Source organism: Foetidibacter luteolus, from assembly GCF_009650435.1.
In the GTDB taxonomy this organism is placed as follows: Bacteria; Bacteroidota; Bacteroidia; order Chitinophagales; family Chitinophagaceae; genus Foetidibacter; species Foetidibacter luteolus.
Genome location: NZ_VVIP01000003.1, coordinates 1 through 11,187, shown reverse-complemented (window position 1 = coordinate 11,187; position 11,187 = coordinate 1). Strand labels below are relative to the sequence as shown.

Annotated in this window: 8 protein-coding genes; 4 read left to right on the top strand and 4 right to left on the bottom strand. The window is 44.7% G+C overall.

Features of this window, described 5'->3' with window-relative positions:
- The first annotated feature begins 451 nt into the window (after positions 1 to 451).
- Together aspS and F0364_RS00095 are read left to right on the top strand one after the other, a co-directional pair.
- Positions 452 to 2,278: an aspartate--tRNA ligase gene (aspS, locus tag F0364_RS00100; protein WP_153795724.1), complete on the top strand. Its 1,827-nt coding sequence runs from the start codon at positions 452 to 454 to the stop codon at positions 2,276 to 2,278.
- A gap of 332 nt (positions 2,279 to 2,610) precedes the next feature.
- Positions 2,611 to 4,437 carry a M61 family metallopeptidase gene (locus tag F0364_RS00095; protein WP_207632439.1) on the top strand — a complete coding sequence of 609 codons (1,827 nt, stop codon included), beginning with the start codon at positions 2,611 to 2,613 and terminating at the stop codon, positions 4,435 to 4,437.
- Here F0364_RS00095 and F0364_RS00090 read toward each other — a convergent pair.
- Positions 4,430 to 5,386: a hypothetical protein gene (locus F0364_RS00090; protein WP_153795722.1), complete on the bottom strand. Its 957-nt coding sequence runs from the start codon at positions 5,384 to 5,386 to the stop codon at positions 4,430 to 4,432. The genes F0364_RS00095 and F0364_RS00090 overlap by 8 nt on opposite strands.
- Positions 5,387 to 5,513: 127 nt before the next feature.
- The gene (locus F0364_RS00085) at positions 5,514 to 6,698 is read right to left on the bottom strand and encodes a sensor histidine kinase (RefSeq protein WP_153795721.1); all 1,185 of its coding nucleotides are present in this window, start codon (positions 6,696 to 6,698) and stop codon (positions 5,514 to 5,516) included.
- A 748-nt stretch (positions 6,699 to 7,446) separates the two neighbouring features.
- Between F0364_RS00085 and F0364_RS00080 the strand changes: the two genes are divergently transcribed.
- The gene (locus F0364_RS00080; RefSeq protein WP_153795720.1) at positions 7,447 to 8,082 is read left to right on the top strand and encodes a response regulator transcription factor; all 636 of its coding nucleotides are present in this window, start codon (positions 7,447 to 7,449) and stop codon (positions 8,080 to 8,082) included.
- A gap of 567 nt (positions 8,083 to 8,649) precedes the next feature.
- Positions 8,650 to 9,291 (top strand): response regulator transcription factor, encoded by a 642-nt coding sequence (locus F0364_RS00075; protein ID WP_153795719.1) that lies wholly within the window; start codon positions 8,650 to 8,652, stop codon positions 9,289 to 9,291.
- A gap of 192 nt (positions 9,292 to 9,483) precedes the next feature.
- Here F0364_RS00075 and F0364_RS00070 read toward each other — a convergent pair whose 3' ends face one another.
- Together F0364_RS00070 and F0364_RS28785 are read right to left on the bottom strand one after the other, a co-directional pair.
- Positions 9,484 to 10,104: a DinB family protein gene (locus F0364_RS00070; protein ID WP_153795718.1), complete on the bottom strand. Its 621-nt coding sequence runs from the start codon at positions 10,102 to 10,104 to the stop codon at positions 9,484 to 9,486.
- 335 nt (positions 10,105 to 10,439) lie between these two features.
- The coding region (locus tag F0364_RS28785) for a putative LPS assembly protein LptD (protein WP_262885360.1) at positions 10,440 to 11,187 on the bottom strand (748 nt) is incomplete at its 5' end.

The following is an 11,187-nucleotide window of genomic DNA, read 5'->3' as shown; positions in this document are numbered from 1 at the left end:
ACAGGCTGCTTCTTTTGCAGGCAGGTTGTTTTAAAGTACGATTTACGAAGTACGAAGTACCTTGATAGAACAGGCTGCTTCTTTTGCAGGCAGGTTGTTTTAAAGTACGATTTACGAAGTACGAAGTACCTTAATGGAACAGGTCGCTTCTTTTGCAGGCAGGTTGTTTTAAAGTACGATTTACGAAGTACGAAGTACCTTAATGGAACAGGTCGCTTCTTTTGCAGCGTGGTAGTACGTATGCAATGCATTTTTTTCGGGGCCTGCTTTAAGCACCCCACATAATAAAAACCTCTCTGCATAAAGTACTTCGTACTTTGTAACTCGTACCTGCTATTTCACCCTTTCCGTTATATTTGCAGCCCTTGAAACCGCTTTTCGGCCGAAATGTTTCGGTAAGTTCCGGTGGTTACAGAAAAGGTGTTGCATTCTTAAATCAGAAATCTATTTTATGTATCGTTCGCATACTTGTGGTGAATTAACTATCGCCCACGTAAACAAAGAGGTTACGCTGGCCGGGTGGGTGCAGACAGTTAGAAAATTCGGAGCCATAACTTTTGTTGACTTAAGGGACCGTTACGGCATTACACAGCTTCTGTTTGGTGAAGAACTGAATAACCAGCTTGATGCCAACCCGCTGGGCCGCGAATTTGTGTTGCAGGCTACCGGCAAGGTTAGCGAACGTACCAGCAAGAACAAGAACATTGCCACCGGGGATATTGAAATATTGGTAACCTCGTACAGCATACTCAACAAATCTGCCGTACCGCCCTTTACCATTACCGACGAAACAGATGGCGGCGATGACCTGCGCATGAAATACCGTTACCTGGACCTTCGCCGCAACCCGGTAAAAAGAAACCTGGAGCTGCGTTATGCTGTTGGCCGCTCCACCCGAAACTACCTGCACGAAAACAATTTCATGGATATTGAAACGCCCTTCCTTATCAAATCCACCCCGGAAGGCGCCCGTGATTTTGTGGTGCCAAGCCGCATGAACCCCGGCCAGTTTTATGCGCTTCCGCAAAGCCCGCAAACATTTAAACAACTGCTGATGGTTAGCGGCTACGACCGTTACTACCAGATTGTAAAATGCTTTAGGGACGAAGACCTGCGGGCAGACCGCCAGCCGGAGTTTACCCAGATTGATTGTGAAATGAGTTTTGTAGAGCAGGAAGACATATTGAATATGTTTGAAGGCCTGGTAAAACGCATTTTTAAAGATGTAAAAGATATAGATTATCCTGAAAAAGTTGAGCGTATGACCTGGGAAGACGCCATGTGGAACTATGGCAACGATAAGCCGGATATACGCTTTGGGATGAAGATTGCCAACCTTAAAAAACCAGGCTCAGTATACACAGCCAAAACAGCACAGCCGCAATTGGTAGATGATGCCGGCTTTGTTGTGTTCGACAGTGCGGAAACCGTATTGGCCATAGCAGCGCCGGGATGTGCTGAATATACCCGCAAGCAAACCGATGAACTGACGGAATGGGTTAAACGTCCACAAATAGGCATGAAAGGGCTTGCCTTTATTAAATGCAATGCTGACGGTACTTATAAAAGCAGCGTTGACAAGTTTTACAACGAAGAAAGACTAAAAGCCATTGCTGATGCCGCAGGCGCTGTTGCCGGCGACCTTGTACTTATTCTTGCCGGGGCAGAAGAGCGCACCCGCAAAGCAACCAGCGAACTGCGCCTTGAAATGGGCCGCCGCCTGGGCTTTAGAAAAGACAACGAATTTAAATTACTATGGGTACTGGATTTCCCGTTGTTTGAATATGCGGAAGATGAAAACCGCTGGGTGGCACGCCATCATCCATTTACTTCGCCCAAGCCATCAGATATCGCCACCATGATCAATAACAATCCTGCGATTGAGAATGCTGAAAAGTACCTGGAACACCCTTACGCCAACATTAAGGCCAACGCTTACGACCTGGTGCTGAATGGCAACGAAATAGGTGGCGGCTCCATACGTATTTACCAGCGTGAACTGCAGGAGAAAATGTTTGCGGCGCTCGGCATGAGTGAAGAAGAATCGCTGCATAAGTTCGGCTTTTTACTCGGTGCTTTTGAGTACGGCGCTCCTCCGCACGGTGGCCTGGCCTTTGGGTTCGACAGGCTTTGCGCCATCCTGGGCGGCAGCGAAAGCATCCGCGATTTTATTGCCTTCCCTAAAAACAACAGTGGCCGCGATGTAATGCTGGATGCACCCGGCCCCATAGATGACAAACAGTTTACTGAACTGCAGATTAAGCTGGACTTAAAGTAAACAAAGAATTAATTAGAAGAGCCGCCTTGCAATGGGCGGCTTTTTTTGTGTGATAAGCAGGAAGATGGTAACGATTATTACATGTTGGAAGCTGTTTAAATTTAGTTTGAAGATTTTGTACAAACCGGGAGTAGCCACCAATCCCTGGTGCGTGTCATTCCGCAGCAGCCCTACCCGGGTCTGAAAAGCCGCCCAAAGAACCAACGGATGAAAGGATTGCGACGCAACGAAGTCTCCCATGAAAAACCGCTGCTGGTATCAAAATGAATCGTTTTTAAACAACTTCTTAAAATATTACTTTATTTGTAGCACAAAACTTAACCCTTATGCTGATGCGCAGGTTGTCTTGTATTATTGCCCTGTCAATTATATCTGTTAACATAACCGCACAAGTGTATCGTTACTCCGCGGATATTAAGAACATCAATAACGACAAAGTAAGTGTACAGTTGCTGGCTCCAGCCATCAAAGAGCAGGAAATAGTTTATTCTTTTCCCCGTGTAATACCGGGTTCTTACAGCGAGAAAAATTACGGCAAGTACATAGATGATTTTAAAGCATTGGACGCTAACGGAAAAAAACTAAAGGTTAACCGGCTTAACCCCAACCAATACAGCATCAGCAATGCAGCCGCCCTGCACAGCATTACCTACCAGGTAAACGATACCTGGGACAAAACTGACAGGGATTTTATTTTTCAGCCGGGCGGCACCAACATAGAAGCCGGTAAGAATGTGGTTATGAACAATTTTGCCTTCTACGGCTATCTTGAAGGCTATAAAAATCTGCCCTTTGAAGTAACAGTTACCAAACCGGCGGAGTTTTATGCTTCAACACATCTTTCGGTTGACCGTAGTAATGCGGAAACCAATATACTTAAAGCAGATAATTATGTAGAACTGGCGGATAACCCGGTATTCTTCAGCCGGCCTGATACTACGTCAATCATAGCTGGCAGCACTGCTATACAGGTTACTGTTGTATCTGCTACCGGCAAGGTAACCAGCAGCCAGGTGGCCGGATACATAAGGCCTATGGCTTTTGCATTGCAAAAGTTTTTTAACGGCCTGCCGGTAAGCAGCTACAATTTCCTGTTTTACTTTGAAGACCCGGATAACCCTGTAGTTGGCAAAAAAGATTATGGTGGCCATGGCGCCTTGGAGCATAATTATTCCTCCCTTTATTTTCTGCCTGAAATAGCTTACGAGCCACAGTTAAAATCTATGGTAAACAATGTAAGCAGCCATGAGTTCCTGCACATTCTCACACCCCTTAACCTGCACAGCCGGGAAATTGATGATTTTGACTTCATGAACCCCAAAATGTCAAAGCATCTTTGGCTGTATGAAGGAGTAACAGAATACTTCAGCGATTTGGTGCAATTGCAAAACAAGCTGGTTACCGAAGAAAAATTCCTGGAAGAGATAAGAAAGAAGATTAAGCAGGCTGAAAAGTATGGCAGCTTCTCCATGACTGAAATGAGCGCCAAAGTGCTTACCAATGAATACAAAGACAAGTATGGCAGTGTTTACAACAAGGGCGCTTTGATAGCCTTTATGCTGGATATACTGATACGGGAAAAAACGAACGGAGACAAAGACCTTAAACAGGTTGTGCAGCATTTGGCTGCCAGGTATGGGCCAGGCAAACCGTTTGACGACGAAACCTTTTTTGATGATTTTATCGCCGCCTCCCATCCCGCGGCCAAAGCGTTTATTGAAAATTATATAGCAGGTTCAGAGCCGCTGCCATATAAAGCCTACCTTGAAAAGCTCGGTTATATTTACGAGCCCCTTAAAAAAATTGACGGTATGATTATCGGCAGCATGGCGTTGAAATACGATGAGGAAAACAGCAGCTTTGTTTTTACACAGGTTGACAAAGACAATGCGCTGGGCATTAAAAACAACGACGCGTTTGTTGCGGCTGATGGAGTTGCGATAACAAGCGACAACATAGATGAAGTATGGGATACTTATTTCAGTAATAATATTTCTAAGGCTGAAGCTGAATTTACCGTTCGCAGAAACGGGGAGGAAAAAATATTGAAAGGCCGCCTGTACAAAGGTTACCGGAACAAGGAAAATTACCTGGTGGTAAATGACAAACCTACAGCAGAGCAGAAAAAGCTGCATGAGCAATATGTACAGCTTAATTGAGTATTGGCTTGGTATTGAGTGACTGAAAATTTTCAACATTCGCCCCATTTGCTAAGTGGTAGTTGGCCTTTTGTAGCCCCACTTCAAATTTTTGCAAAATAGTATGCTGAAAGGCCGGTATGTGTTTACAAACATGCCTGCTTGTTATGGCCCCTCCAAGGCGGTAACCGGATTGGGTAACAATATTCTTTTGGTAAAGCTTCTTCCACCGGCTGGAAAAAAAGTAGAGTAATTTTTTTTCGATGACGCTCCCGGCCTTTGTCAGAAGCAGTTTTTCAAAAAAATTTTTAGTTACTGTTCGTGGTATCTCGGGTAATGTAAACTTAACGGAATCATTGGGAAAATAGTTTCCGCACCATCTGTTGGATGCAAAAAACCTGTTTAGTGTTTCCCCTCCTTCGCAGGGCAGCAGTGTGAGAATTTCAATGGCGGTATAAAAATTTTTCTCCTCAATTTCCAGCGCCTCTTCATCAACAAAGTAGTTCATGCAAATTTTTCTGCGGTGGCTGCCGAATGTGGTTAAACGGCAGTATAAGAACAATAATGTGCGGGCAATCCACAAACGGTTAGCGGCAGTAACAATAAAAAAATCAAAGTCAGAGTGTTCGTCAGCAAAGTTTTTAGACAGTGATCCTGATATGGCCACTGCCCGTACAAAAGGCACCCTGTATAGCCGCCTGGCTACTTTGCGGGCATGCATAATTTCTTTTTCCGCTGCCAGGTTACCGTCTAATCTTCTTTGGACCAGCGGTTGTTCGTTTGCCAGCAAATAAAAGCCGCGTTGGGTAAACACTTTGTTTAATGCAACCAGGTCATTTAATGCATTATCAAAGGCGGCATCATCGAAAGGCTGTTCGAGAAACCGCTTAATTTCTTCAGCGGTTACAGGGTACTTAAATAAATTAAAATACACAATAACCTTTAGTATGCTTTGCCTTAGTGATGGCATAGGTATGTTTATATAGCGTGGTAATTGTTTTGCTGCAACAGCAATCCTGTTACACCTTTTTAATACGCAAAGCTTTAAAAAGGGTTGCTTTTGGCAATTACCTGCATTAACCTGCTATATGAACTGCTTACTGCTGTGTTGAGGTTGCGTGTTGGCCTGCCTGCCTGTTAAGCTCCACCCTAAAGGTGGTACCCTTGTTTACCTCGCTCCATTTTACCGAGATACGGCCCTTATGGTATTGTTCCACAATACGCCGCGTAAGTGTAAGGCCAAGGCCCCAGCCTCGTTTTTTGGTGGTAAAGCCAGGCTTAAACACCTTGCTGATGTTGGCTTTGGCTATGCCTTTTCCACTGTCAGTTACGTCAATAAATATCTGTGTTTCAGTTTGTGTAATTTCTGTTTCAATAAACCCTTTGCCTTCCATGGCATCCAGGGCGTTCTTCAACAGGTTTTCTATCACCCAGTCAAACAAAGGCGGGGAAATCATGGCCTGTATGTCTTCCTGCCCACCAGTATTCATCCTGAACTCAACTTTACTTCCCGCCCGTTTTTTAATGTAATCAACCATGTACTGCACCTGTTTTACAATATTCCTGGGCTCAAGCTGCGGCTGGCTGCCTATTTTTCCAAAGCGGTCTGTAATCAGTTCAAGCCGGTTTACATCTTTTGCTATTTCGGCGCTCATGCTTTCATTGCCCCCTGTTTCATTCAGCACCTCTACCCATCCCTTAAGGCTGCTAACAGGGGTGCCGAGCTGGTGCGCAGTTTCTTTAGCCAATCCTACCCATACCTGGTTTTGTGTACTGCGGTAGCTGGTACGTTGCGCTATTACTGTAACAATAATAAACAACGCCACCACCAGCAACTGCACCAGCGGGTAATAGCGCACCTGCTGCTGCAGCTTGCTTTTCCCATAATAATACTTATTGGCTGTATAGGGTGTTTTGGAAAGCTCTACCACCAGTGGTGCATGCAGATTTCTAAATTCTTTCAGTTTAGCGGTTAAGTATTCTTTATCGGTTGTGGCTTTTAGCGAGTCGAGGTTCCTGAAATCGGTAATACTGTCTTTTTCGGTGGTTTCAATAATAGGTATATCATTATTATCGCTGGAGATTCTGGCGGCGAGGTTAAGGCTGGCTTCGTCGGACGAGCTGATGATGGTACGTTGCGCCTCCGTCCAGGTTTCCATTTTTATTTTTTCTTCGGCAGCAATCTTGTCCGCCAGGTATTGTGAGTAAAATACCGTTCCCGAAACAATTAAAATGGCTACCAATGCCAGTAATGTTCTCCAGTTAAACCATTGCGCTATCATGCTTCTAATGTAGAAAATGTTTGGCACAAGGGGGCAGGTACGAGTTGTGAAGTACAAGGTACCAGCAAAAGTCATTAAGTAAGCTTCGTACTTTTTCAAGAGTTTTTGTGCCCAACGGGTGAGGGATTGAAACAGCTACCCCGGTGAGGCTATAGCAGCAGGGCCTTGTGGCAGAGTATAATGGCACAACCGAGTTAAAAGCAACTAAACGTCGCCTTTGGCGTAGGTTGCGAACGCAGTTCTGCTTGGCCCGAGGTACGAGGTACACCCTCTGAAAACCCTCATTACGCCAAAATACGGCAAACCCAACCTAAAAATACCGGAACAATAGTACAACCGAAAAAAGAGTAACCCGTTTTTTCAGAAGGCGGCGAGCAATGCTTTACTATTAAACCCGTTTAACCAGGTTATATGGCAGCGTCGCTACTTATTTTTCGGTATTTAGCGGCAACATCTAACGGTATAATTTTGCCTGTAGTATTTGCCGGGATAAATGTTTGGCAATATACCCGAAGCAACTTGCAGGTGGCAGGTAAAAGAAATGACGGATGCGGTGACAGGTTTTTATGTGGCTGTTAATTATAATTTTAACTTCTGCCAGCCCTAATTTGGGCAAGGCGGGCACTGCCCGTACTCCGCAGATTAATCATCCCTGTATTTTCGTTAACTTCCGTAGTATAAATAAAACCGGCCCAGGCATTAAGATTGTTGCGCGGTCTTCTATTACCTCAATAAGATTGTTTAACGTATGCTGTTTTGTGTTATTGACGACCATAAGATGATTACCCAGTTTCTGAAAATGCTGCTGGAAGACACATTTAAGGGGGCCACCGTTAAAACTTTTCTTTCGATGGCGGAATTATTGGCTGAAAATTTTGAGCAAGAGCAGCCTGCCCTTATTATCTGCGATATACTGTTGCCCAATGCAAACGGCCTGGAAATGATATTGCGGGAAAGGGAGCATTTTCCCGGTGCACAGGTTATGATGCTTACCTCTTTAGCCGACCCGGCCATTGTAAGGCATGCCATACAAAACGGTGTTGACGGCTATGTGTGCAAAGATGCTTCTGCCGAAGAAATAGTGGAGGCGGTAAAAACTGTGCTGGAAGGAAAGAAATATGTAAGCGACACACTAAAGAATAACATGATGGAGTCGCTGCTTTTTGGCGATCACCCTATTTTCGATTTTTCGTTAAGGGAAAAAGAAGTGCTGATTAACCTTTGCAAAGGCTATGCACCTAAAGAAATTGCCGTTTTACTGTCTATAAGCATACATACGGTAAACCAGCATATTAAGAATATGCTGCGCAAACTGCAGCTAAACCGTACTACCGAACTGGTTGTCTTTGCCCTTAAAAACAGGCTTTACAGTATAGACCTGTAGGCAAAACCGCAGCTAATGCCGGGTTTGCAAACAAAAAGATCTGCATTCCCATTTTCAGCTTTCATTTGCTATGTATGCAACCTGCCTGCAAAATATACAACAAGCCGCACCCGGGTGAGGGATTGAAGCGGAAAGCCCGCAACCACCGCAGCCTTAGCGGAGGTGGTGAGGACTTGCAGCGGAAAGCCCGGCCCGAGGTACGAGGGACACCCCCTAAAAAATCTTATCGCAGCAGAATACCAACAGCCCTGGCGTAAACAATGGGCACCGCCAAAAATGCTTGCGTATGCAGGAAGCCTATTGTTATCCTGGCCCTCCCCCCCCCAAACTTAGGGGTATACCTACCTAAAAATATACCCTAACTTTAGGATGGAATAAGTAAAGCAATTGCAGCACATTTGAATACTGGCAGTAATGTTGGCTTAACGCCACTGGTTGTACCAAAAAGGTAACAACCGCAAGTCTGCCTTTGATAGGTTTAGCTTAACGGGAGTACAAAAAAAGAACGCATTGTACAACCTGGCCATTCCGCCCCCTGGCAAAACTGGCCGTAAAATACCCGGAAAAATGAAAATTTGTATTATAGATGACCATTTGCTAATGGCCGAATCCCTGAAAAGCCTGCTGACCACCTCTTATACCGATGCTGAAATACGCATTTATGCCAGTGCTGAAGATTTCCTGGAAGATGACTTCAGCAATTGGACACCCAACGTGGTGCTGTCTGATATACTGTTGCCCGGCATGAGCGGCATACAGCTACTTTCAAGGATTTCGCTACCCGGTACCAAGATAATCATGCTTACTTCGGTTATTGACATAACACTGGTAAAAGATACCATGACAAAAGGAGTAAGCGGGTTTGTTACCAAAGATGTAACCTCGCAGGAATTGATTGATGCCATACAAACCGCCATGAGCGGCGGGCAATACATCAACAGGTCTTTAAAGGATAAAATTGTGGAGGAACTGTTTTCTGAAAAGCCAACCACTTTTAACCTAAGCAAACGCGAAAATGAAGTGTTGCAGTTAATATGCTCCGGCAATACCCCAAAAGAAATAGCTGCTATGATGAACCTGAGTACCTACACTATACAGCAATACATCAAAAACATGATGCGCAAGTTTAAGGTAAACCGTACTACCGAAATGGTGGTGCTGGCTATTGCTGAAGGGCTTTACAAACCCACCCAGTATAAGGAACGGTAGCGGAAAACCGGCACAATTTTACCCGAGAGCAACCCGCAATGGCATGGCATTGGCCATAGTAGAGTTGTTAACCTTAAAGGGGAATATCTTGTTTTTCACGGTTTACGCCGCAACCAATAACTGGTAAAGCAAATTGCGTATAGAAAAACCTGAGTGGGGGAATGGGTACTTGTAATGGCTGGTAAACAGTAATTATACAGGCTGTAACCTACTTGTTTCGGTTTGTTCAACAGGGTTTTCCGAGGTGGCCTTTAACGCGTTTTCTGCCTGCAATACGTGCCGTTCGTTATGGGCAATCACAAAAGACAACACATCCCCCAGCTTTAGTTTAATAAACGGTGCAATGGAAATAGGCACCCTTGTTTTATTAAGGTCAACCCTTTTAGCTACATACAATAACTTCAGTATTTTTTCCTGCTGGTCAATAAACTCACGTATTACTTCATGGCTTTGTAAAATGCTTTTGGGTGCATGGGCGCCAGGCGATTTCATTTTGTTGCTGATAACGCCATTTTGTTTGGGCTGCATCATTTTAGTGAAGTAGCCGCCCAAAAAACCACTGCTAAATTTGGCGGAAGGGTGTTGCTTGGCGCAAACAGAACTTTGTATTGCCTGCTCCATGGCCGGGATATAATAGCGGCCATAGCTGTTTAAGTGCTGCAGGCATTCATTGGCGCTCCATTTTTTTTCGCCAGGTTTTAAAGCAAACCTGCTGTGCGGCATCAATTGCCATTCGCCAATGGCTTTAGTTAGTATAGCTTCTGTTTGGTTGTGCAGCCTGTTAATAAGGCTTAACGATAACTGGGTGGGCATAATCAATAAATTTAAGGCAAAACTGCGAATGGCTGCCTTAAAAAATGTTGGTATAAACCAAGATTTTTAAGGTTAGGAAGATAAACCGGGCCATTGATATTGAAATCAAGTTTGAATTTTGTACGGTTGAACATCTTTTTTAAACTTTCGCGGCTTTAGTTTGGTGCATGTCCCTACGCATACAATATAAGTGAGTGCCACGCCCCTGTTGCGTGGCTTCACCGCACCAGCTTACCCGGGTCTGAAATGCCGCCCAATGAACCAACCGATGAAAGGATTGCGACGCAACGATGACCCCATGAAAAACCGGACACTGGTATCTAAATAATACTGGGTTATTGATTGTAAAAGAACCGGGAGCGGTTAATTTTTAAGTCACGCAGAATACCCGATTTGGGGTTTATAATGATACTGAAAGATTTATACAGGCCGATGGGCGTAATGTTGATGGCCATTTGCCAGCAATGCATTTCGCGGGTAATAAACATGCTGAGGGTTTGTATTTTCTTAGTCCTGAAATCGAAGTAGGTGTTGCCACCTATTTTCCATTTGGGGGACAGGCTGAAATCTCCGTTGATGCTTACGTTGGCGTTGGTTTGTGTTACATACCTGCGCAGGTTGGCGGTTAACGTACGGTAAAAACTTAACGCGAAGGACATCTGTATGTTCCAGGGCACATCAAAGTCAACAAACTCGGCAGGGTTTTGTCTCACGTAATCAAGCTGGCGTTGCTGCTCATCGGGTGTAAGCGTTTCATCGTAAGGCAGGTCTTCATCCTTTTTTTCGTTTTTGCTTTTGCTTTTCAGCGAGGTGGAAAGGGCAATGTTGCCACCGGTAATGCGGCCAATGTTGCCACGCTTCCAAAGCAACTTATCAATACGGCGGCCAAGGCTGTCCACATCGTATGGATCTATGGAAGTACTGCCGGTTATGTTTACATTGTTGAACAGTGTGCTGCGGAAAGTAATGCTCATGGCAGACCATTTTAGGCTGTCTGCAAAAAAGTTGTAGCCGCCGGTAATGCCTAAACCGTCAATCAGCCGTATTTTTTTGGCGCCGCCATCTTCCTTGGTGGTGTCGCTC

What these genes read in the sequence shown, in the direction of transcription:
- F0364_RS00070 (WP_153795718.1), bottom strand. Translation starts at nt 10,104, where the DNA reads ATGCCCACCCAGTTATCGTTAAGCCTTATTAACAGGCTGCACAACCAA.
- F0364_RS00085 (WP_153795721.1), bottom strand. Translation starts at nt 6,698, where the DNA reads ATGATAGCGCAATGGTTTAACTGGAGAACATTACTGGCATTGGTAGCC.
- F0364_RS00095 (WP_207632439.1), top strand. Translation starts at nt 2,611, where the DNA reads ATGCGCAGGTTGTCTTGTATTATTGCCCTGTCAATTATATCTGTTAAC.
- aspS (WP_153795724.1), top strand. Translation starts at nt 452, where the DNA reads ATGTATCGTTCGCATACTTGTGGTGAATTAACTATCGCCCACGTAAAC.
- F0364_RS00080 (WP_153795720.1), top strand. Translation starts at nt 7,447, where the DNA reads ATGCTGTTTTGTGTTATTGACGACCATAAGATGATTACCCAGTTTCTG.
- F0364_RS00090 (WP_153795722.1), bottom strand. Translation starts at nt 5,386, where the DNA reads ATGCCATCACTAAGGCAAAGCATACTAAAGGTTATTGTGTATTTTAAT.
- F0364_RS00075 (WP_153795719.1), top strand. Translation starts at nt 8,650, where the DNA reads ATGAAAATTTGTATTATAGATGACCATTTGCTAATGGCCGAATCCCTG.